We start from the raw sequence: 22754 nt of genomic DNA on the forward strand, positions 1-22754 counted from the left end.
CTGTAGAGCAGTTCGGCGCGTTGTGTGTCGATGAGGTTCATCGCGCCCTTGATGATGCCGTTGGTCTCGAGGAATTCCTCGTCGCACTGGGCGATGATGTCGACAATGGCATTGCCGATGCAAAGCACGTCATAATCCGGCATCAAAATCTCCGCCAAAACCCGAGCCGGCTTCTTGCCACGCCGGCCGGGCGTGGTCTCGCGAGTTGGAATGGGTTGCCGCATGCGCTTGATCCAGCCGCCCTCACGCAGCTGCCGGTCCGGCTTCACGCAGCAAATCGTCAGCTTTGTCCGTCTTCTCCCAAGTGAACTCAGGCTCTTCACGCCCGAAGTGTCCGTATGTCGCCGTCTTGCGGTATATCGGCCGTAAGAGATCAAGCATCTTGATGATGCCTTTCGGTCGGAGATTGAAAACCTCGAGAACAAGGCGCTCGATCCTTTTTTCCTCGATCCTTGCGGTTCCGAAGGTATTGACCATGACAGAAACCGGACTGGCCACGCCGATCGCGTAGGCAAGCTGAACCTCGCAGACCTCCGCAAGGCCGCTGGCAACGATGTTCTTCGCGACATACCGGGCGGCATAGGCCGCCGAGCGGTCAACCTTGGATGGGTCCTTGCCCGAAAAGGCACCGCCGCCGTGACGCCCGGTCCCACCGTAGGAATCGACGATGATCTTCCGTCCTGTGAGGCCGCAGTCGCCGGCAGGCCCACCGACCACGAACCGCCCTGTTGGGTTGACCAGAAATCTGATCCCCGAAGTATCCAGGTGGGCCGGCAGGACCGGTTTTATGATCTCCTCAATGACGCCTTCGCGGACCGTGGCTTGTGAGACCGCTTCGTCATGCTGCGTTGACAGGACTATGGTATCCAGCGCCACCGGGCGGAGCCCTTCGTAGCGTACCGACACTTGAGATTTCACGTCCGGACGCAGCCAGCCAAGCTGTCCCGCTTTGCGGACCTCGGCCTGTCTTTTCGTCAAATGGTGAGCGAGTTGGATCGGCAGGGGCATCAATGTATCCGTCTCGTTGCATGCGAATCCAAACATGATGCCCTGATCCCCTGCCCCTTGCCCGAGATCCTGCCCTCGTCCTTCATCAACGCCCTGGCTTATGTCGGGCGACTGCTCGGTGAGGGCCAGAACGACGGCGCAACGTCGACCATCAAAGCCAATCGCATCATCGTCGTAGCCAATATCGAGTATCGTATCGCGGGCGACTTGGCTGTAATCGATGTGGGCATGGCTGGTGATCTCGCCAGCCACAACGACCATCCCCGTCTTCACCAACACTTCACAGGCGACGCGCGCCTTCGGATCGGTGCGCAGGACCGCATCGAGAATGGCATCGGAGATGTTGTCTGCCATCTTATCGGGGTGTCCCGCGCCGACGGATTCGGAAGAGAACACGAACTGCCTGGTCATAAAAATGCCCTCGCTTCAAGTGCTGGAGTTAGTGAGGAGTTTCTGGATTGGGGTGGCTTATCGGTCGGGGATGCCGGGAACATCGAACGCAGTGCAGAAGTCGGCAACGTCTCTTCGTACGCTCGCATGAACTTCCTGGTCATCGGGCTGGCGGCAGACCGAGTCGATGAAAGCGGCGATCTGCACCATCTCCGTTTCGCGCATGCCCATGGACGTCACCGCTGGTGTCCCTAAGCGGATGCCGCTTGTCAGCGCCGGATGCCGCCGGTCGCCCGGGACCATATTGAAATTCGCAATGATGCCTGCACGCGATAAGCGCTCCGCATAGGCTTTGCCTGACAGCGACCGGTCCCGAAGATCAAGGATCAGCATGTGATTGTCAGTGCCCCCGGTGACGAGTTCATAACCTCGCTCCAGAAGTGCCTGGGCCAGAGCCTTGGCGTTGTGGACGATCTGCTGACCGTAGACACGAAAGGACGAGTTCGCTGCTTCCTGCAAAGCGACGGCAAGCGCGGCGATAGTATTCATGTGCGGTCCGCCTTGCAGAAGAGGGAACACGGCGCGGTCTATACGTTTGGCCAGATTGTGTTTGCTCTTCGGATGATGGAGGGGCTGATAACGGTCTTCATTCCTTGATAAAATGAAGCCACCCCGGGGACCGCGGATCGACTTGTGAGAGGTGCTGGTGACCACATCGCAATGGGACACGGGGTTCGGATGCACTCCTGCGACAACCAGGCCGCAGATGTGGGCGATGTCAGCCACCAGATACGAGTTCACCTCCGAAGCAATTTCGGCCATGGCCGCGTAGTCAAAAATACGCGGATAAGCAGTTCCGCCGACCCAAATTAGCTTCGGGCGTTCCCGCTTGGCGGTCTCGCGCAAGTGGTCATAGTCAATTTGCTGTGTCTTTTCGTGCAGCCTGTACGGGACGCGCTGATAATCGCTGCCGGAAAAATTGACGGACCAACCGTGAGTCAGATGGCCGCCTTCGGGTAAAGGCAAGCCCATGACTTTGTCACGGGGGCTCAAAAGCGCGCGATAGACAGCCTGGTTGGCTGGCGAGCCTGAATAAGGCTGGACGTTGGCGTGTTCACTGCCAAATAGCGCTTTCAGGCGCTCGATCGCGAGGGTCTCAAGCTCATCGACGATCTCGTTTCCGGCGTAGTAGCGCGCACCGGGGTATCCCTCGGCATACTTGTTGGTGAAAATCGACCCGGTCGCTTCCAACACCGCCGAGGAGGCAAAGTTCTCGGAGGCGATCAGTTTGAGAGTTGTCCGCTCCTGACGCTCCTGTCTTAGAAGCAGTTCGTGAACGCGGGAGTCGACGGCGGCTAAGTGAGGCCGCCCGTAAGTGTCGGGCTGCGCGATGGCGCCGCCGGCGGAGTTATCCATGGTAGTCGCGCTCCATTTGGACTGATCTATTTCACGATCAAGCAGGCGGTCCCTTCAACCGCGCGTCTTGTATTGCTTCCAGGCGTTGTAGGTCTCTTTTATGATGGCCATCATCGTGGGGCAGGAGATCGACCACCAATTGAGCCAGCCCGCCATCCTTGCCTCCTGCTTGCATATGGTACGAAGACTGCGGACGTTGTTCGTTGCAGCAAAGAAAGTTGGCTCTGACCAGCCGCCGAACGTGGCGTCGAACCTGCTCGCGAGGCAGACTGGTAATATCGGCCAGCTCGCCGACGGTTAGATCCGCATGCGCGCAAAGGCCCAGGATTCGAAGGCGATCAAGATGCGCTGCCGTCCTTAGGCGATTTACCAGTGTCAACATTGGTTGGCATCAACCCGGACGGGATGCAGCAAGCCGCTAGCCCTTCTATCCCCATCAATCCGCATGAGACCTCTCTCGTCATTTGCTGTAAATCCGCTGGTATGGATGCTAATGGAAGATAGATCACAGTCCTTTCTACGACTAAGACGCCAGATATTGGGGCTAATGTACCACCTGACAGGAGACTACACTCACGAACATTATGTGAATTTTTTTTAACGTTGCTGAGAATCAAGGGGGAGGTTTGGCGAATGTCTCGCCGTCGACTGTCGAATCCTGCCCGACGGGATTATAGGGTGCGTAGCCTGCTTGTCCTTTCCACATGACCAGCGACGATGGGGCGAAGGCGGCAGACATAGCTCTGGAGCATGCTGCGGTATCTTTGGCCTGAAGCCGAGGAAGGCGGACCGTGGCTTCCGCGCCGCTGCCGGGAGCCCGCGAACAGGCCAAGTGGATCAGCCGGGTGTTGCCGTCATAGAGCGTGAGACCCAAAGCTGGCCAGCCGCGCCCTGAGGCTGACGCACCGCTCAGCGTCCACCTTGCTCTCGAAGCCCATCGGCATAGCGCCGATAACGACTTGACCGCGTGCGTGTCGACGAGCGATCGGTGAGCGCAAGGATCGAGGGTGCAGTGCAGGATAATGCTGTTTTAAATCAGCGCTGTTTTCAGCCGACTGCCTTGAGCGTGGGCACAAGGATATAGGCCCAAGGCAGGAGATCATCGTCTGCTGTTCGGGAGGCCGCCCTGGGCGCGCGACAGCCGTTCCTTCGGCTGCGCCGCTCCGCCACCATCCGCGCCGTGCCTTCCGGAGACCATTCCCGCTACCGGCCGGCGCCCGTGAAAACCTCGACCCGGCGCACCGGCTCGAGATGGCTGGGCTCAGCGTAACTCTGAAGTCGTCATATACCGAAGCCTTCACAGACTTCGGACATCCCCCTCACAGTCCGATCCAGATGGCGTCAGGAACACCGCTTGCGTTGATGCGGATGAACCCCTGCTTGTGCCACAATGACCCTTATGTCAGCGCGCGAGCCAAAGCTTCCGCGCAAGGCGACGGCTAGGATAAGGCAATGCCGACGAAGGGCACATTGCTTGCCACACTCTGGAATGATGGCATGCTCGGAAGGCCTAGGCTTTGCTCAGGGCCGCCTGCAAGGCGCGCTTTGAGGTTATTCACATAGCCTTCTGCGTAGTCCTGCGCCGTCGAGACCGAAAGATCAATGCCTGCCGCCAAGGCCTCTTCCATCAGGTGCTTTACGAGCCCATTTCGAATGGCCAGCTTGACCTCGGGGCCTGCGATAAGGCCGATCGCCTGCGCGGCCATATTGAGGCCAGCTTCCTCCAGCGCTCGCTTCATATCGCCTCCATTAATGGCCGTACGCAGGAGATTGGCTGCTTGCGACTCAGCCTCGAGAACCATCGAGGCAAGATCGGCTACTTGTCCGAGGCCCGGAATGAAGCTGAGCAGTCCCACCGCCGTTGCCGCCAAGTCGAGCACTTTCGTCTCGATTTTGAGCACGGAGTCGACGACGTGCATGACGGCCCCGCCGTTCTTTTTGGCTGACTTAATGTCAGGCTGGTCCATCAGGCCCATCTTCATGTCCGCGACGGCATTCTGCTCTTCTGCGGTTTGGGCGCCGTGGGTGATTGGCTGCTGAACGTTGCGGTTCGCAGACGACATGTTTGTGCAAAAATGGGCAAAGTCTTTTTTGCTGATATTGCCGGAATCAACCGTATGCCCGCCGCCAAAGTCGAAGAATTTATGATGGGTCTTATAGCCCGTGATCGAATTGTTCAGGAGGCCAAACAAAAGAGGATCTGAAAGGAGCTGAGAGGCTGCTTCCCGCACTTTCGGATCAAGGCTCTTGTCGTCTTTCATTTTCGCCAGTTTGTCGCGAGTCAGAACACCGCTTCCAAAGAACGTGTCCTGATGGTCCTTGATCATCTCGACCGTATTCAGCTCAGTTTGCGTGAGGCTCATCGACGATGAGGCGACTTGCAGGAAATCCTCTTTGTGCATCTTCCCTTTCGAGCCACCGCACAACTGGTTCCAAGCATCGGGGTGATCGAGGAAATATTGCGCCGCCGCAATGACCTGGGGCGGAAATTTGCCGTTTTTCGATTCGCCGCCGACCATTTTCTTGAACTCATCCAGACTCAGGTCCTTGGACAGATTTTCGGAGTACCGGTAAAACTCCCGCAAGGCATCGCTCAAGGTCATGACCGAAGGCTGCAAACCTCCGCTGCCGTCGGATGGTATGTAGTTCTGCTCGTAGCTTCGCGCTTGGGCTTCCTGAAATGCAGCAACTTGTGGGTGGTGGTTTGAAAATCCGGCCAAGTCCTTGGCGTTGATCTTGCCTCCACAGCGGCCGTCGCCCTGCGAGCCAATCGCATAAAAAAGTCCCGAATCCTGCTGCAGTCCCTGGATCGCCGCTTTAAGATCCGGTGGCGTAGAGGGATCATTGGCTTTGTCGGTCAACGACTTCCAAGTAAGCGGGCATTGGTCCTTGTGACGGTTGAGTACCGCAACAATCTGCAACTCAGCCGTGGTCAGCGACCCACCGTTCCACGTGATTCCGGGGCTCGCCCTGGGAGCCGGCTCGATCTTCGGAGTGACGCCGAGCAGATGTTGGGCTTCAGTCGCCTTGGAGCGTTGCGATTGGTCCTCCTTGAGAGCCGCCCTCATATTTGGCGGCAGCTGATCCAGTGGGTGTTGCTCCAAGCCATTCAATGTCAAGACATCCGGTGCCAGATGGCCCAAAGGGTCCTGCCGCAATTTATCCATTGTCGAATCAAGATTCGACGCTGGCAGATCCCCTTGCGCGAAAGAGCCGGGCTTGTCTGCCAGCACACAAGTGGACAGCATCGCTTCGAAGCACGATGCACTTTGCTGATGCTGGGTCGCAAAATGGGAAACTTTCAGGCCCGGCCAACCCCTTGCGGACTGTAGCGAATTTGAGCGGTAGAAAGTTGAAAGATTACTGGCCGACATTATGCATCCTCAGACGTGACGTTGAAATCCCCACAAGAGACCCCGACAGAAGATCCCTTGCGTTTCACAAAATTCGACAATTCCAAGCGTCGGCAGGTCACGAATGCGCCTGCCCTGCCTTCAATTGCTGTGTTCCGGGCCGGCTCCAAGGTTCGGTCCAACACAATGGCCGGAGTCACCGCGAGAGCTGCCGGGACTCATCATGAGCGGATTAGCTTTCGAGAAACTGACGAGTTTGCGAAGAGTTCACAAAAGGGTAGCCGCAGTCATGTTCTTCAGAGCTGCGGGAAATCCTCAATGTTCATTTCTTGCCCAGCTCAGGCTTCCCGCCAACGCTATCCTGTTGTGGGATGTCAGAAGAATAAGAAGCATCCGGTCGTCCGTCGCGAACGACCGTAGTGGAGGAGCCGCGAAACAAGATCAGCACTGATTCCTTTGGCGTTGCCGCTATGTGAGTCTGCGCCTGCGCCTGCGCCACCAAGCCGTTAAAGGTCTGCTCCACGAGTGCGACGAAGCGCGGTGGACCGGAAACGAAGACGAGGCCATTGCCTGGCACGGGTTTGACCACATAGCGCTCGTCGGAGATATCAAGCTTGTCGAGAGCCCCCTTGAACGCATCGAAGCGAATCGACGTCATCAAAAGCATTCGAGTTTGCGACTCTTGTGCAGCAGACACATAGAGCACAAGGCCGTCATAGTACCATTGTAGACCGTAAAGGTTCGTCAAGCGGTCGAGGAACGCGCGCGGTGGCAAATCAGGCATACGTCCGCGAATTCGCCCCTTCACCGCAGGACTGATGTTGACCCTGATATTCAGGTTGTTGCCGAATTCCTGCAACGCTGCAGCGAGCTCCTGATCCAGAACCGTGTATCTATAGGGTGTCGCCGGAAGGGACAGCGGGACTGCATGCGCCGGGTGAATCCCGGTGGACAGAAAAAACCCGGCACAAAGAAGTCTCAAAACATGCAGGGTGACGGGTTGGATAAGCGTTCTCGGCATGTCGCACTGATAAACCAAACGCTGAAATCATCACAAGTGACTAAATTGCCGAAGAGATTTTAGATTGTCGAAATGACGCCGCCGTTAGTCAGCTTGTTGTCAGCTTGCCCCCCTAGGAGTGTTGCGCCGACACCGGGTGATGAATGGGCGGGGCTCGCCCGGTCAGAGAGAGCAACCGAGTCCTTACATGATGATGCCTGTCACGTCGATCTCTGCCACTCTAACGGCTGGCCTCCCCAGGGTCGGATCACCGTCGATTGTCGAGCAGGCCCAGTTTGAGCGCGCCTTAGGGCATGCAGCCGACTCGCTGAAAAACGATGCCGCCGCGGGGCCAGCGAGTGCGGCGCCAGTTGCTGCGGCGATGGATGTTCAGCGCGCGGCTGCGCCGACGAGCGGCATGGGCGATCGCGTGTTGCAGACGATTTCCTCCCTATATCCACACAACACTGTTTCCTTCCCCGCGCTCGACCATGACATAGCCCTTTCGAAGGGCGCTCTACCGGGACCGGCGCAGAAGCTTCCCGTTCCAGGTGAGGCGGGAACCGGAATCTCGGGCATTCCCCAACAAGGGCAAGACTTCGAAACGATGATGGCTGGTCTTCGGGATGTTTACAACGGCGTCACCCAGGTGGCGCTTATCTCCAAAGGCGTCAGCGGCGTCACATCATCCGTGAATAAACTTTTGAAGGAAGGCTGAACCGCGCGCATGATTGGCTTGGCCGAGGGCGAAATCATGCGTGGCCTGTCAGGGTGGCGGTCGGTTAGACTTGTCATGCTGCCAGTTCTCGTCGCCCTCACTGCTTGCAAAGCCGACCTCTACACGCAATTGCAAGAGCGTGAGGCAAATGAAATGCTCGCACTTCTTGAAGACAACGGGGTCGCCGCGATCCGGGTGGTCGCCAAGGATGGAACCAGCACGATCCAGGTTGACGAAAAGCTGCTCGCCTTCTCAATCAACCTTCTGAACGCCAAGGGGCTGCCGCGCCAATCCTTCAAGAACCTCGGTGAGATATTCCAAGGATCAGGCCTGATTGCCTCGCCGACCGAAGAGCGTGCCCGTTACGTGTATGCCCTGAGCGAAGAGTTGTCGCGGACGATCAGCGATATCGATGGCGTTTTTTCTGTACGTGTTCACGTCGTGCTGCCGCATAACGACCTTGTGCGAGCCGGTGCCACGCCATCCTCGGCCTCGGTGTTTATCAGGCACGACGCAAAAACAAATGTCGCGGCTCTGCTGCCAAAGATAAAGATGCTTGTAGCCGACAGCATCGAAGGCCTGTCCTACGATAAGGTGGAAGTGGTTTTGGTGCCGGTAGAACGGTCCGCACACGAGCAACGGCCCGATCCGACTGCTGTCTTGCCACAAGCATCACTACCTCTTCCTGCGCCACTTCTGGCGACCGTAACAGGTTTTGCCGCAGCCGTATTCGGCGTGGCCTGTTATCTCTTGATCGGCGTTGTTACGCGTCGGCGCAAGCAATCAACCGGCGTTTCCAAGGTCGAGGGGCGCCGGGATGCTTCTGCTGTCGAGGCCATTCGCAAAAGAATGCCTGCAATTGGACGTGGGTGACATCTCATTGCCAATGCCTATACAGACCGCCCGACCTGATGGTCCGCACTTTCCGGGCGCGAGCGAGCTTGCGGCTTCGGCCCATCCAACCCGTCTTGCGGCGCGTCTTGATCCAGCGTTATCGGCCGAAACGTTAGTGAAGTTGCAGAAGTGTTCCAGACTGCATCCAAGGCTGGCAGAATTGCTGGGCAACGATGACGTGGATCTGAACCACATCGGCTGCAGGCCGGACCTTCTACGCGGGCATGATCCATATCGAGCGGCCCTTCTTGCTGGTAGTATCTGGCATGCCCGTTCGCTGGTCGCGTTTGTCTCTCAGCCTGAGCTTGCCATCCTTGTTAAACGCATCGGCGTGGAGGCACACGCATTCGGAATCCGACACCTGCTGCATGCTGTTGACAAAAGACTGATCTCGGACCCAGAAAAACTCGCTCAGCAAATCGAATACGATGGACACGCATGTCTTGGGGCTTGGCTCCAGGACAGTTCAGCTACCGAGCGTAACCGCGTGCTTCTTCGATTGCCCGAGGGGACTGCCGCGGAGACTCCAGCACCTGAGCATTGGACCGCCGCCGGCCAATTGCTTTCACTTGTAGTAGCTCATTTTGAGACAGAGACCCCGGTGAAATGACAGTCGAACTTTCCGAGGGGCCAATAGCGCCGCAGATGCGTCCAGTCGGACCACTGATACCCGCGAGCGAGCTCGAAACCTGGCACAGCGCCGCGCAAGCCCTTGCCGCGGCAGAACGGCATCGGCAGCGCGTTCGAAACTGGGCACGCGCGGTTTACCAGCGGGCGTGGGCGCGCGGCCACATGGAGGGCTCGAATGCAGGCACCGAGGAGATGGCAGGGTTGATTGCGGAGACAATCTCCGAAATCGCGCGACGAAAGGCGGCTCTGGAGCAGGAATTGCCGCAGCTCGTGATGGAAATATTGAGCGATCTTATCGGCGCTTTCGATCCGGGCGAGCTATTGGTGAGGGCTGTTCGTCACGCCATAGAGTGTCAATACAGCGGCGCCGACGTTTGCCTTCATGTTTCTCCCATGCAAGTCGACATGCTTGCACGAGAGTTTGCTCGATGCGACGGCCAGGATGGTCGACCAAGGGTGCGGATCGAGCCCGACCCGACATTGTCGCCGCAACGCTGCGTGCTGTGGAGCGAGTACGGCAATGTTGACCTTGGACTTGACGCCCAGATGCGCGCGCTGCGCCTTGGTTTCGGGACGCTCTGTGAGAAAGGCGAGCTATGAGAAAGCCCGTCCCAGAACATAACGCTGACGCCGACACTCGAGCTCTCGTTCCAGCAATCTCGTCTTTGAGGGCTGCGGCCAAGCGAATTGACACGCGTGCGGTGCGCGGTCGGATCACGCGGGCTATCGGCACACTGGTTCATGCCGTCTTGCCAGACACTCGTATTGGGGAACTTTGCCTCCTAGAGGACCCGCGAACCGGGCTGTCGCTCGAGGCCGAGGTGATCGGCCTGTCGGGTGATGGTGTATTGCTGACACCGATCGGGGACTTGGTGGGCCTATCCAGCCGCGCAGAGGTCGTGGCCACTGGCCGAATGCGTGAGGTGCCCGTCGGCGGCGATTTGCTCGGTCGCGTGATCGACAGTCGTTGCCGCCCATTGGACGGCAAAGGCGAAATCAAGACCGTCGAAACTCGGCCCCTGCATGGCAGAGCCCCCAATCCGATGACGAGGCGCATGATTGAGCGGCCATTCCCGCTTGGGGTCCGTGTCCTCGATGGTCTGCTGACGTGCGGCGAGGGCCAGCGGATCGGGATTTATGGCGAGCCAGGTGGTGGCAAGTCGACGCTGTTGTCACAGATCGTAAAGGGTGCCGCCGCTGACGTCGTCATAGTGGCGCTCATAGGCGAACGTGGACGGGAAGTTCGTGAATTCATCGAAAGGAATCTTGGTGAAGAGGGCCTTCTCCGTACAGTCGTCGTGGTTGAAACATCCGACCGCTCGGCGGTAGAGCGTGCGCAATGCGCTCCGATGGCGACTGCGCTCGCGGAATATTTCCGAGATCAAGGCCTACGCGTTGCTCTCATGCTGGATTCGCTGACGCGCTTCTGCCGCGCTATGCGCGAAATAGGCCTTGCTGCGGGTGAGCCGCCGACGCGACGGGGCTTTCCTCCTTCCGTTTTTGGCATGCTGCCAGGCCTGCTCGAGCGCGCCGGCATGGGTGAGCGGGGCTCAATCACGGCCTTCTATACGGTGCTTGTAGAGGGTGATGGCACGGGTGATCCAATCGCCGAGGAATCGCGTGGTATTCTCGATGGCCATGTCATCCTCTCACGCGCTATTGCGGCGCGATCGCATTTCCCCGCTATTGATGTGCTGCAGAGTCGCAGCCGCGTCATGGATGCAGTCGTTTCGGGGACACATCGCAAGGCAGCATCCATTTTCCGCGAGCTCCTGTCGCGCTATGCCGAGACCGAGTTCTTGATCAATGTTGGCGAATACAAGCCAGGTGGAGATCCCCTGACTGACCGGGCTGTCGCGTCAATCGACGAACTGAGGGAGTTTCTGCGCCAGAGCGAAGATGACGCGTCAGATTTCGAGGAGACGGTCGCATGGATGTCGCGTCTGACCGCGTAAACTGGATTCAGTCTTCGAGGTTACGGCTTCTGAAGGAAATGCAAGAGCGTCGTGCCCTTGGCGAGCTGTCCAAGAAGGAAGCCCAGCGCGATGTGGCCGCCTCAGCCGTACAAAATGCCTCTAGGGAGCTTGCAATGATACAGCAACATTGTTCAAGAAAAGAAGCAGCGCTCTATCAGCATCTGATGTCACTCGACAACTTGTCTAGCGCAGCGCTCGACCGTCACCGCCTTCACACTGAACAACTTGCCGCTGAGATCAATTCCAGACGGCAGATGCTTGATGATACCCAAATCGCTCAAGAGGAGGCTGAGATGGCGGCGTCCAGGACGAGGGAGCTATGGGTCATATGTTCGGCGGCAAGGGACAAATGGCAACAAATCGAGGACGACGTGCGGCGCGCCGTCGAGACTCATTCGGAGGCCGCAGCCGAGATCGAGGCCGACGATGAGATACTGCTGAAATATGCGAGGGGGTCGCTTGCCTAAATGCCGCGCAACCGGATCCGACGGTCGCAAGAGGTCGTCCGAATGACACGACCGTGCAGTCTTTGATAGGCGCTGCGGTCACACCCGCCATGTTCGAACCAGTTCTGAAACTGTCCCACACGGTTGTCTCGTGGCTCAATGATACAGCAGCGCCGCGCACGCCGTTTCAAAGCCGGATCAACGAGGTGCCGCTATCGGTGCGAACGGCAGGGCTTGTCTGGCAGCAGGAACCTGCTGCCATTCCGATGCTTGACTGCGTCTGGAGAGTGGGAGCCGAAACGGTCATCTTGTCACTGTCGCGCCCGCTCGTAGAGGAGTTCATCACGACAGTGCAGAACGGCTTGGCCTTCCCTTCCGAGCCAACTGCTTCGCTAATTCTCGAACTCGCTCTGGAGCCGCTTGTCACTCGACTGGAGGAGACGACGCGTCTGAACGTGCAACTCGTGCGGGTATGCGAAGCCACGATGCTGGCTCCTCATCTTGAACTCGACATCATTTTCGGCGCGGTCAAGGGCAAGGGCCGTCTATTCCTGTTCACGCCACTTGACGGCTTAGTACCGCCTGCGTTTCGCGCGCTAGGCGAACTGCTTGCCCAGTTGCCGCGGCAGCTGGGCGGGCTGCCTCCAGAGCTCCCGCTCATTGTTGCAGGAGAGGTCGGCACGCTTCGCCTTCCTGCGGCGCTTCTTCGAAGCGCATGTGTCGGTGATGCATTGTTGCCCGATATTGCGCCGTTCGGCCGCGGCCAGATCACCCTAGCTGTCGGCCAGTTGTGCGCCGAGGCGGATCTTGACGGCGATGAATTAATCTTGCGGGGGCCTTTCCGCCCGCGACCGTGTCCTTTGGAGAGTGCGCATATGACACAACCCGGATCGCAACTGGAGCTTACTAAGGATCTCGACGATGTCGAGATCGTGCTTGTCTTTGAATGCGGCCGCTGGCCTATTTCTCTTGGGGAATTAAGAAGTGCCGGCGAAGGGCATATTTTTGAACTTGGATGGCCGATCGACGGCCCGGTCGACATAGTGGCCAATGGTCAGCGTATCGGGCGTGGCGACATTGTCCGCATCGGAGAAGAGCTGGGCATCAGGCTGCGTGGCGGGTTTGCATGCAATGAGTGAAGCTCAGCCGACAATCCTGGCGCTTCTTGCGGTTACCGCCGGACTCGGTCTGCTGGTTTTAGCAGTTGCCACGACAACGGCCTTTGTAAAGGTATCAATTGTTCTTTTCCTCGTCCGCAATGCGCTCGGGACCCAGACCATACCACCCAATGTGGTGCTGTACGCCGCGGCGATGATCCTCACTATGTTCGTTAGTGCGCCCGTTGCTGAGCAGACCTATGACCGCATGTCGGATCCCAAGCTCCACTATCAGACATTCGACGACTGGGTAAGCGCCGCTAAAGCCGGAAGTGAGCCCTTGCGCGAGCATCTCAAGAAATTCACAAATGAAGAGCAGCGGCGATTTTTCCTATCTTCGACAGAAAAGGTCTGGCCAGAGGAAATGCACGCTGCAGCCACGCCTGATGACTTTGCAATACTTGTACCATCTTTCTTGCTATCGGAATTGAAGCGTGGATTTGAGATAGGGTTTCTACTTTATCTGCCTTTTATTGTTATAGATCTGATAGTGACAACTATCTTGATGGCGATGGGCATGTCGATGGTCTCACCAACTGTTATATCTGTCCCGTTCAAGATCTTCTTGTTTGTTGCCATTGATGGTTGGTCAAAATTGATGCATGGGCTTGTGCTGAGTTATACGTTACCGGGAGGCTGATCATCACTGAATCCAGCATCATTACTCTTATGAGCCAATCACTGGTGGTTTTCATGATCTGGATTCTACCGCCGCTCATTGCATCAGTGGTTGTCGGCCTCGTCATCGGCATCCTCCAGGCGGCGACGCAGATCCAGGATGAAAGCTTGCCGCTCACCGTGAAGCTTCTGGTCGTTGTCGCGGTGATTGGGCTGTTTGCTCCTGTGCTAAGCGCCCCGCTCATAGAGCTAGCCGATCAGATCTTCACCGAGTTTCCCGCAATGACACTTAGCTACTAGTCCGCCCCATGGACGCGCCATCGGCCGATATTCAAATTCTGATCCAGACGGCTCTCGAACTCGTCGTTGCGGCAGGTCTTGGGGCAGCCCGCGCGATGGGCATCATGCTGATCTTTCCCGTATTCACACGCTCGCAGATCAGTGGGCTGATCCGGGGCTGTTTGGCTGTTGGCTTCGCACTACCATGCCTGGCACATGTCAGTGGCGGATTGCCGGCGCTGGATCCTGATACACGCCTGATCCAGCTAACCCTGCTCGGATTCAAGGAAGTTTTTGTCGGTGTACTCCTTGGCACTTTTCTTGGCATTCCGCTTTGGGGCCTTCAGGCTGCCGGGGAGCTTATCGACAACCAACGCGGCATCAGCAGCCCGACCGCTTCGGCCGATCCCGCGACGAACAGTCAGGCTTCCGCGATGGGCGTTTTTCTGGGGATCACTGCGATTGCCATATTCGTCGGATCAGGAGGCCTGGAAACTTTGATCAGTGTCCTGTACCGCAGCTACTTGATCTGGCCGGTGTATCAGTTTCACCCGACACTGAGCGGGCCAGGAGCAATGGAGTTGTTGGGGCTTCTCGACAGCATAATGCGCACGGCATTATTGGTATCGGGGCCTGTCGTGTTCTTCCTGATACTGATTGATATATCGATGATGCTGCTGCGTCGCTTTGCCCCGCAATTTAAGGCGAGCCAACTGTCTCCGGCAATCAAGAACATTGTCTTTCCAGTTCTCATGGTCACCTACGCTGCCTATCTGGTGGAGAGCATGAAACTGGAGGTCACACGTGCCAACGGCGTGCTGGAGTGGTTCGACAAATTGCTGCCATGAGCGACACAAGTGAAGAGAAGACACACGCCGCCAGCCCGAAGAAGTTAAGTGAAGCGCGCAAAAAAGGACAGCTGCCACGTAGCTCCGATTTCGTCCGCGCGGTCGGGACTTGCGCTGGGCTCGGCTACCTTTGGCTAAGAGGCAGCGTGATCGAGGACAAATGCCGGGAAGCGCTCCTATTAGCCACCAAGTTGCAGAGCCTACCTTTCGATACCGCGGTGCCGCAGGCATTGGTTGTGCTCGTCCAACTCACCGTCGCGGCTGTTGGCCCGCTGCTTGGAACCCTCGTCGCCGCGGTGATTTTGGCCAGCCTGCTAGCCAATGGTGGATTTGTCTTCTCTCTGGAGCCGATGAAGCTCAGCTTTAAGAAAATTGACCCCTTTGAAGGGCTGAAGCGCTTGGGGTCTGCTCGTTCCATGGTCGAAGTCTGCAAGACCATGTTCAAGGTATTGGTTCTCAGCGCAACCTTTTCCATTGTCCTTCTCGGGATGTGGAAGACAATGGTCCCTCTGCCGATCTGCGGCATGGGCTGTGTTGGCCTCATCTTTATGGAGACAAAATTGCTGATGGGAATTGGCGCCGGCGCACTGCTGGTCGGCGGACTGATCGATCTCCTGCTCCAGCGCGCGTTGTATCTGCGCGAAATGCGCATGACCAATACCGAAGTGACGCGCGAGTCGAAGGATCAGCAAGGAGCGCCAGAGTTGAAAGGTGAACAGCGTCGCATCCGCGAGGAGGCGGCCGACGAGCCTGCGCTTGGCGTGCAACGCGCCACGCTGGTCTTAACAGGAAGGGCGGTCCTGATCGGTCTGCGTTACGTTCGCGGTGAAACCGGGGTGCCGTTCTTAGTTTGCCGTGCCGAAGGTGAGCGCGTTTCACATGTGTTGAGCGAGGCGCGGGCACTACGCCTGACGATCGTCCATGACCATGTCTTAGCGCGTCAGCTGATAGGCACTACAAAACTCGGCCACGCGGTTCCTATGCAATATTTCCAGCCTGTCGCGAAAGCATTCTTTGCCGCAGGCTTGGCCTAGTCATTGGAAGTCCACGACTGCCAGTTCAAAACTGACCTGGCTCCATGCTAGTGGCAAATGTCGGCTGGCCATCCGTGCCCCAGTGTCTCTGTCAGGCCAACCGCGCAACCGCGGGCCTGGGGCAATCACTCCCCTCGGATCTGCCACCCAGCAACTACGGCAAGTCCTCCGGGCATGACCTTGCAGCCTCTGCTGGCCGGTGCGTGGCGCAGTCCGAGGTTTTGAGGCCGGCAGTACGGATTTGATTGGTGCAGCCGTTGGAATGCCCTCGTCAGCTAGTCGTCAACTAAGCGCCCTATGTTGAACAGCCGTGCTAACTTGAGCTCGGTTGCGAAACATAGGAGTACGAATCGTCATGTATGGTCGAATTGGTGGCTCATCCGATAGTTACCGCGCGCATAATGCCGGCGAGCAAGCGGATGCAGGAAGCGAAGGGTTCGCGGACACATTTGCCCGAATGCACTTATCCGGATCGGAAGGTAGCGGCGCCTCATCATCGGCGGCTCCCCAAGCATACTCCCTCAATTCCCGACCTCCTGTGGTGGAGATCAACAGGACTTCCTTCAGGAGACAGGTGAGGCAATTTCATGGTGATGAAATCACGCACATCGCCGACAATCCTCAAGAGTATTCAGAGTTCGTATCGTCACGAGCCAGGCGCACCGCGGACGTTGCTCAGCAATATGGCATCCGTCGAGATACGGAGCACGCGCGATATTTCAGTTACCAATTGGGAGACCGGAGTGCCGGACTGCTGAGAATGGAAGGCGGATTCAGCATGAACGAGTTCGAATCGGAAAGTTGGCGGGAACAATTTCCTGGTCGAACTGAGGTCACTTCCATAGTGGATCTTCAAGTCGCCCATCCGCTCGTCGAAAATGCGGGCGATATTCTGCTGGAGCATCAACTTCGGATAGACGGCGACCGACCGTTGCTGAATTGGCGTGCGGCTAATCCGGAAGCACAAGCGCGCGCGCAGACGATGGGGTTTGTTGAAGTGGATCATGGCGACCTGGTGCTTGACCCTACGCAGCATCCCGACAAATGGACGAAGAACAGTGCCGGTGAGTGGCAGCGTGCAGGCAAACCTCCACTCTATCTCCACAAAACCGAGGACAGCGACAGCAGCGATAGCGGGTCCGACGACGATTTCATGTGATTTGTCGACCCGCCGCCGAGCCTTGCAACTGGTGACGGTTGCAAGGCTGTTGGCAGTGAATGCTAATTGTCCGGCGACAGCCCCGCCTTAGCGCCAGCGCCGCCGAGCAATCCAGCCCATCTCCCAGACAATAAACTGCGGATGCGCATCGTGGGTGCTTGCGAGCGGATTGTATTCGGGCCGGAACTCCGCCTCTTGGATACGAGCTCTCCCGAATCCAATTTTCTCCACCACACCGTTGGGTCGTTGCGATGCGCCGATCCCGATCGGATCGGCTATGCCTGCTCCGCGCTCGCAGGAAGACCTTCCGCCTCGATCTTGGCGGCGCGATCTCGGCGATAAGTTGGATGGGAGGCAAGATACGCCGCCACGTCAACAGCAGGTAACGCGACATCGCAAATCGGCCCTGACGGTAGCCGATCGACTCCAATCGCCGGACCGCAACTCGCGCAGCGGCATTCGCGGTTTGGCCAGGAGAAATGCTCGCTGACTCACAGCGTGGCCGGCCGCATTCTGCCCTAGACCCCAAAGTACGTGCCCTGTCATGCAGCCTGCGCCGACGGGAGCTCGGCACGCGAATTGCGTGGTTGGCGGCCAAGCCCCGAGGTCAACAAAGACTTACAGAAAGCGGGGGTGAGTTTGCCGCGATGAATTATGACCTTCTCGCGACCGGACCTAGCATCGGCTTCCTCTCGCTCTCGATTGTAGCCGCGCTGTTCGTTGGATTTAACGTGGCAAGCGGTGAATTCGGAATCAGCCAGCCCTTCTAAGTTTCTGGCCAAGACGGGGCGACTCGTGTGGATGTGCACCCACATCGGGCTCGGCATCGCACCATTGACCAGCATCTTGGGCTGCAGCTTCATCTCAAACAGCTTTCCTGGCTCGCCACGCAGCGCGACCGGTGCCTCCGGCGGCATCAATTCGTCGGCATTGCACAAATGTTCCAGGTATTTTTGCGCCGGAAATGCGTAGGTCTTCATGCAATCAGTCGTAATGCCGGCTTTTCCTTCATTCAATGCGTTGGCCTGTCCCAGCACCATGTTCAGCAACCCTTTGAGCTGGTCTGTGCGTTCGTGCACTTTGGGTAGCTGGGTGGAGGTGAGTAGCAGGCGTACATTACGCCCGTGCAACCCGGCGAGACAGGTTTGCATCTCAATGGCCTGGGCTCGCAGGTACTGGGCCACATCGTCCACGACCTTACCGGCCTCCTCAGGCTTCATCTGGCGCACTTGGGAGACGACGCTTTGCTGACCGGCCAGATCGAACTGCAAAAGTTCGTCCAATCGTTTGAGCCGCTCCGTCAATACCTCCATTGACAACGCGGCGCCCCCGATTGTCGAGCCTGCCCCCGACGAACTCGCAGCCACCTCTTGCGCTCTCACCTGTGTACTCGCAACTTGATCCGAGCGCGCGAGAACCTTGGCTGCTGGCACTGTGCCGGCGTTCGAAGCGACTGGTGTTGATGGCTGCCCGGCGGCAGAAGTCCCGGCGCGAGCTGCCGACTTATGCTTTGACTTCCCTTTCCTTCGCGCTGTAGTGCCTTCTGACACTGCAGCCGTACCAGCAGTGTCAGCCGGTATCGCAGCGCCTGCCCTGGCCGGCATCGCAGCGCCCGCCTGGGCCTGTGGCGCCATGATGGCTGACGGCGGAGACTGCAGGTTCAACAAGTGCATGGCATCGTGCGCAGTGATCCATGCATCGTCCACGATCCGTTCGAACAGTTTCAATGGGAGGCCGGCATCTGGGTAGGTATGGCTTAGCTTGGTATGCACCTCGTGCAACGCCAATCCAAAATCCGAAAGCCGCTCCATGATTTTTTCTACAACCGCGCAATCATGAGCGTTGAGTGTTTTGCCATCCATTATGCCCTTCGCCAAAGAGAGGGCGCGAAGAGCTTCTTGAGCGGCGCTTGCCATCAGCTGCACCACTCCATTTCGACCGACGAGGAGTTCCTTCAAATCTGGCTCGAACCTGCTCGCCCGCAGTTCAATCTTGGCCCGCGCAAGACCGATCCGCTCACGGACCAGCCAGATCCTGACACTCAGTACCGAGCCGGCACGCAGCCGCAGTGCGCACCGCTCGGCTTCCCGCATCACGGGCGTTCCACTGGATAGGCTAGCGGTGGCAGCGCAGGCGGATCGCTGTCGTTCGGAGCGCCATGCCTTTTTTTCCCACCACTTAATTGCCGCCGTATGGTGGTTCTCCACATTTAAAATCAACAGCTCCTGCCGGTCCGCCTGGGAGTAGGAGTAGAGTCTATCGACCATACCTGCCGCTATCTTGGTCTTTTCGTCCAATTTCGTGATCGTCGACAGGCCAAGTTGGTCTACTTCATTCGCGGCGTCGCACACGATCTGGCAACATCTACGCACCTTGTCGTCTGGCATAATTGTCTGCGCCTCAGCCGCAGGCAGGCTAGCGCGGTACTCCAGAATTGCTGAGGCTGCACCGACGACCCGACTGATCAGCTCCACCGCCTCCTCGGGAACGTCGGTTTTCCTGGCCGCAGCCTCGCAATCAGTCAGTTGTTGAACAAGACTGTTCATTCTGAGCTGTGTCGGACTGATATCTTCATTTGACGATGAGCTGGTGCCTTCCACCTGCGCGGTTGATAGTTGGCTACCGACCGGCGCCATGGCTTCGCCCTCAGACATGGAGGGAGAACCGCGCCGCCTTGCGGCTGCGCCACGTGGCGCTACGGTTCCGCGTGGTGGCGCAGCGGCTCCACGTGGCGGTGTGTTCAGGATTTGATCTTCGCCAATCGAGGCGCCTGGCAGACTTTCGCGGGCATCGCCTGGACCGCGCGCAACTGGAAGGGAGGAGGGCCTCCTATCGGCGTCCCCAGAGCGCATCTGCTCCACAACGGAATCGAATGACTGTCCACCTTCTCCCGCAGCAAGACTTGATTGCGAAAGGGAACTGCTCGCCCGCCCCGCGCGGCTGGCTCCAGTTTCAGCCTGCGATTTCCGTGGTCGGCCAATGCCCTTCATATTGCGTCTCCGTAGTAGGCGAGAATGTGCTGCTATTGTGCTGGCGGCTGACGAGACCAGCGGCATCTTTCGGTTAACGTCACGGTCAGCCAGACCCGCGACGGCGTAATGTTCCCGCCAAAGTGCTTCTCAGTAGCAGGCCAAGATTGGCCCGAGCTCACAGGACTTTCGCAACGTTGCCATCGATGTCCTGAGATTATCAGCGCTTCAGTCCGCCGATTTCCAGGAACAGCGAATGAAATCAGACCAACTCGGCCAGCTCCCCTTCCTAGACACGTGCCTGACGATTTTATTGATGCGTCACTCCTCTCGTTCGCCACCGACAAAGTCACACATTTGCTTCAGAGAAGCGTGTGCGTTGCGTATCGCGCGGGAAACCATTTCGATCTATAGTTACAAAAAGTGTCGAGACGGGACCTTTGGATCCGAAGGTCAGGCACGGCCGGCCTAGATAGACCGCTTGGCTGACGATTAGCTGACGATGGGAGTTCTCACGAACAGGGCAAGAAAATCCGACCGCTTCAAGCTTTCGATATGGTGAGAAGAGGATCCGCACCGGCCTCCCAAAGCCGGCAGACCATCCCATGTTCGTACGGTCGCCGACCTTCTCGAGGCCAATGAGCTCACCGCGCCGGGCCGTGATGTGCAGGCGAGAGAATGGTGATGCAAAGACCGAGTTCCTGCTCGTTGCGTGCGCCCGTGGAGCCAGCAAGAATACGGTCATTGCGGTCATGCAGCACGTGGACCGTGCCTCCTGTTCGACACCACAGCATCGAGATGCAAACCAGCTGCTGCGGCTGCCATTCGGTCGCGGCATGCGTGGACGGCGGGATTGGCCGAACAGCCGAGATCGTGGTCGACTGTTCGATGCGAGAGCAACATCCTGCAGAGCATACGGTTTTTGCGCTGGCCGGTTTTTGTCAAAAGCCGTCAGGTTCTCGAAAGCTCCCGCCCTTAGCTTGATCGAGGTTAACCTTTAACACGTCGCCGCCAATGGCAAATGCCGGAGTACCTGATGATAGCAGCAATTGGGAGTGGAGTTGGCAACCTCGGGACTTCCTTGATCCGAAAGGGCCATGGGGATTCGAAATCCGAGCATTCTGGTGATGGCAAGCCGGCTGATGGCAATGATGGCAAGCCAGCTGGTGGGAATGATGGCAAGGCAGCTGGCGGGAACGATCGGGCGGATAACCGGACCGTTTCAAATGATCAACTTCAAGACAACTCACAGTCTGCAGCACAAAGTGAAGCCTTCCAAAGTATCCTGCGATCGTTCGCGTTCCAATTCGCGAACGATGCGATGGCTGAGGCCGATGAAGCTTTGGATGACACAGAAGATGCCTGACGCGGGAAAATCCGGCGTGAGGTCATACAGGCCGTTATTGACGGCACAACTCCAACAGAAAAAGGAATGATCATGGCTGCAGTTGATAATAATAAAAAATCAGGCAATACCAATACCAGTAGCGCCGGCAATACCGATAAAACTAACAGTGGCACTCCCGGCAATACAAGCGGAGCTGATGCTACTGCTTTTCAGGCGCAAGTGCAGGAACTAACCAATGTTAGCTTGGAGGCGACGAAAAGGAGTGTCCAGTTGCGCACTCTAACGACCAATCTCCAGACCATCAAGAAGGCCGCCGACGAACGCGTTTCGTAATGTCGGAGGCGGGTTTTAGACTGCCCCTTAGCGCGTCTCCTTATTGACGCGACGTAGTCCCGAAATGAGCCGCATGGCAATTGCCATGCGGCTTCTATCCTGTTTGAGAGATGCTCTGTGGATGACGCCGTTTCCCTCCGTTTCGAAGTGCGTTCGGGGCACTATTGCGGTCTGACCGGCAAGACGGATCTTCAAAAGTGTTTAATCGGCAGCGGCTTCGATGCCGATTTGGTCTTTGTCGAGCAGGGACTGGCACCGCATCACCTTCGTGTAACTCTTCTTGGCAAGTCGATCGAACTGGAGGCGCTTGCACCCGGAATCAGTATCGAGGGCAACCGGAATATCGCCGCAGGCCAGTCCGTTGTTGTGCCCCTTCCTGTCGTCCTGCTCGTAGGCGAGATGTCCATTGCTTTGTCCGTGCAGGATGCAGAGCCGCCTGGTTCGACCGGCATACCGCGCCTACCGATCGGTGTGCTCGCCATGGTCATAATCAGCTCACTCGGGATCGGCGCGCTTTCAGGCACGATCTCCTATCTTGGCAATGCAAGTGGATCGAGCCCCAATTCACTTCGGGCTGAAGTCGCGTCCAGAACGATCAGTCACCGCGCTGACAATGAACTTACGGAGGCAGCGGCCCAAGAGCTGCAGGAGGAAGTCGATCGAGCGGGTCTTCTCGACGTCAAGATTGGGTCGGCAAAGGGTGTTGTGACCGCCGAAGGCACCGTCACGTCTGAATCGGTCATCAGCTGGCAGAAGCTTCAGCAATCGTTCGATCGTCGCACCAAGGGTACTCTAACACTGGTGAACGGAGTGCTCATCAAAGAGGAGAAGGCGCCATCCGCAATCGCGGTCGAAGCTGTGTGGCATGGGGTCCAACCATATATTGTCATCGACAGCGAGAAGTATTTTGTCGGCGCCATTTTGGCTGATGGATGGGTGGTCGAACGTATTGAGGACAGCCGTGTGCTGCTGAGCAGGAATGGCCGCATTGCTGCTCTCCAATATTGAAAGCTCGCAGGCCCCATCAAGCAGCACTCTATGGCCAGCCAAACATCCTGCCGCGCTCGGTGCTGACAAGCTGGCTGCGTTGGAAACATTTGCTGCCCAGCCATTTCGCGCCTGCTTGTGGCTCTCATGCAGGGTCACGCGCTGGCCAAGGCTGAGGCGCCTTCGGAGTT

The 22754-nt window shown here is 57.7% G+C and carries 21 protein-coding genes and 1 pseudogene; 15 read left to right on the top strand and 7 right to left on the bottom strand.

Annotated features, from left to right (window positions below; genetic code table 11):
* The 6 genes and pseudogenes from EN964_RS38325 to EN964_RS00030 all read right to left on the bottom strand — a co-directional run.
* Positions 1 to 143, bottom strand: a pseudogene (locus tag EN964_RS38325) (adenosine kinase); the annotation flags it as partial.
* A gap of 100 nt (positions 144 to 243) precedes the next feature.
* Positions 244 to 1419 carry a methionine adenosyltransferase gene (gene metK, locus EN964_RS00010; protein ID WP_063169265.1) on the bottom strand — a complete coding sequence of 392 codons (1176 nt, stop codon included), beginning with the start codon at positions 1417 to 1419 and terminating at the stop codon, positions 244 to 246.
* 57 nt (positions 1420 to 1476) lie between these two features.
* Positions 1477 to 2814 (bottom strand): serine hydroxymethyltransferase, encoded by a 1338-nt coding sequence (glyA, locus tag EN964_RS00015; protein ID WP_063169266.1) that lies wholly within the window; start codon positions 2812 to 2814, stop codon positions 1477 to 1479.
* A 37-nt stretch (positions 2815 to 2851) separates the two neighbouring features.
* The gene (locus tag EN964_RS39325) at positions 2852 to 3196 is read right to left on the bottom strand and encodes a helix-turn-helix domain-containing protein (RefSeq protein WP_084831489.1); all 345 of its coding nucleotides are present in this window, start codon (positions 3194 to 3196) and stop codon (positions 2852 to 2854) included.
* A gap of 1057 nt (positions 3197 to 4253) precedes the next feature.
* Positions 4254 to 6188: an HrpF/NolX family T3SS translocon protein gene (locus EN964_RS00025; RefSeq protein ID WP_127267847.1), complete on the bottom strand. Its 1935-nt coding sequence runs from the start codon at positions 6186 to 6188 to the stop codon at positions 4254 to 4256.
* Between the two features lie 301 nt (positions 6189 to 6489).
* Positions 6490 to 7188: a secretin N-terminal domain-containing protein gene (locus tag EN964_RS00030; protein WP_024505367.1), complete on the bottom strand. Its 699-nt coding sequence runs from the start codon at positions 7186 to 7188 to the stop codon at positions 6490 to 6492.
* A gap of 187 nt (positions 7189 to 7375) precedes the next feature.
* On the opposite strand from EN964_RS00030, the gene EN964_RS00035 reads away from it, so the two are divergent.
* The 12 genes from EN964_RS00035 (at position 7376) to EN964_RS00090 (ending at position 16926) form a co-directional block, all read left to right on the top strand.
* On the top strand, positions 7376 to 7885 hold the full coding sequence (locus EN964_RS00035) for a nodulation protein NolB (protein ID WP_024505368.1): 510 nt from the start codon (positions 7376 to 7378) through the stop codon (positions 7883 to 7885).
* Between the two features lie 9 nt (positions 7886 to 7894).
* Positions 7895 to 8758: a type III secretion system inner membrane ring lipoprotein SctJ gene (gene sctJ / locus EN964_RS00040; protein ID WP_127248569.1), complete on the top strand. Its 864-nt coding sequence runs from the start codon at positions 7895 to 7897 to the stop codon at positions 8756 to 8758.
* Positions 8703 to 9389 carry a nodulation protein NolU gene (locus EN964_RS00045; RefSeq protein ID WP_268931266.1) on the top strand — a complete coding sequence of 229 codons (687 nt, stop codon included), beginning with the start codon at positions 8703 to 8705 and terminating at the stop codon, positions 9387 to 9389. The genes sctJ and EN964_RS00045 overlap by 56 nt, the downstream gene beginning before the upstream one ends.
* Complete coding sequence (gene sctL / locus EN964_RS00050; RefSeq protein WP_024505371.1) at positions 9386 to 10009, top strand: type III secretion system stator protein SctL; 624 nt, start codon at positions 9386 to 9388, stop codon at positions 10007 to 10009. Before EN964_RS00045 ends, sctL begins: the two co-directional genes overlap by 4 nt.
* Positions 10006 to 11364, top strand: coding sequence for a type III secretion system ATPase SctN (gene sctN / locus EN964_RS00055; RefSeq protein WP_024505372.1), 1359 nt, complete (start codon positions 10006 to 10008; stop codon positions 11362 to 11364). The genes sctL and sctN overlap by 4 nt, the downstream gene beginning before the upstream one ends.
* Positions 11340 to 11852 (top strand): hypothetical protein, encoded by a 513-nt coding sequence (locus tag EN964_RS00060; RefSeq protein ID WP_032899688.1) that lies wholly within the window; start codon positions 11340 to 11342, stop codon positions 11850 to 11852. Before sctN ends, EN964_RS00060 begins: the two co-directional genes overlap by 25 nt.
* Positions 11853 to 11941: 89 nt before the next feature.
* Positions 11942 to 12970, top strand: coding sequence for a type III secretion system cytoplasmic ring protein SctQ (gene sctQ / locus EN964_RS00065; protein WP_095769044.1), 1029 nt, complete (start codon positions 11942 to 11944; stop codon positions 12968 to 12970).
* Positions 12963 to 13628: a type III secretion system export apparatus subunit SctR gene (gene sctR, locus EN964_RS00070; RefSeq protein ID WP_029354851.1), complete on the top strand. Its 666-nt coding sequence runs from the start codon at positions 12963 to 12965 to the stop codon at positions 13626 to 13628. The genes sctQ and sctR overlap by 8 nt, the downstream gene beginning before the upstream one ends.
* A 29-nt stretch (positions 13629 to 13657) precedes the next feature.
* Positions 13658 to 13906, top strand: a complete 249-nt coding sequence (locus EN964_RS00075; protein WP_081714428.1) for an EscS/YscS/HrcS family type III secretion system export apparatus protein — start codon at positions 13658 to 13660, stop codon at positions 13904 to 13906.
* 8 nt (positions 13907 to 13914) lie between these two features.
* Positions 13915 to 14733 (top strand): type III secretion system export apparatus subunit SctT, encoded by an 819-nt coding sequence (sctT, locus tag EN964_RS00080; RefSeq protein WP_024505376.1) that lies wholly within the window; start codon positions 13915 to 13917, stop codon positions 14731 to 14733.
* Positions 14730 to 15767: an EscU/YscU/HrcU family type III secretion system export apparatus switch protein gene (locus EN964_RS00085; protein ID WP_127268423.1), complete on the top strand. Its 1038-nt coding sequence runs from the start codon at positions 14730 to 14732 to the stop codon at positions 15765 to 15767. Before sctT ends, EN964_RS00085 begins: the two co-directional genes overlap by 4 nt.
* Positions 15768 to 16122: 355 nt before the next feature.
* Positions 16123 to 16926, top strand: coding sequence for an Effector protein NopP (locus EN964_RS00090; RefSeq protein WP_127268422.1), 804 nt, complete (start codon positions 16123 to 16125; stop codon positions 16924 to 16926).
* Between the two features lie 542 nt (positions 16927 to 17468).
* On the opposite strand, the gene EN964_RS00095 is transcribed toward EN964_RS00090, so the two are convergent.
* Complete coding sequence (locus EN964_RS00095) at positions 17469 to 19562, bottom strand: hypothetical protein (protein WP_245473106.1); 2094 nt, start codon at positions 19560 to 19562, stop codon at positions 17469 to 17471.
* Between the two features lie 1369 nt (positions 19563 to 20931).
* Here EN964_RS00095 and EN964_RS00100 point away from each other — a divergent pair.
* From EN964_RS00100 to EN964_RS00110, 3 genes are all read left to right on the top strand, one after another.
* Positions 20932 to 21261, top strand: a complete 330-nt coding sequence (locus EN964_RS00100; RefSeq protein ID WP_081714433.1) for a hypothetical protein — start codon at positions 20932 to 20934, stop codon at positions 21259 to 21261.
* Between the two features lie 72 nt (positions 21262 to 21333).
* Complete coding sequence (locus EN964_RS38335; protein ID WP_224570034.1) at positions 21334 to 21576, top strand: nodulation protein NopA; 243 nt, start codon at positions 21334 to 21336, stop codon at positions 21574 to 21576.
* Between the two features lie 117 nt (positions 21577 to 21693).
* On the top strand, positions 21694 to 22584 hold the full coding sequence (locus EN964_RS00110; protein WP_127248571.1) for a hypothetical protein: 891 nt from the start codon (positions 21694 to 21696) through the stop codon (positions 22582 to 22584).
* The last annotated feature ends 170 nt before the right edge of the window (positions 22585 to 22754 follow it).

It is taken from the genome of Mesorhizobium sp. M7A.F.Ca.CA.001.10.2.1 (genome assembly GCF_003998575.1).
Taxonomy (GTDB): Bacteria; Pseudomonadota; Alphaproteobacteria; order Rhizobiales; family Rhizobiaceae; genus Mesorhizobium.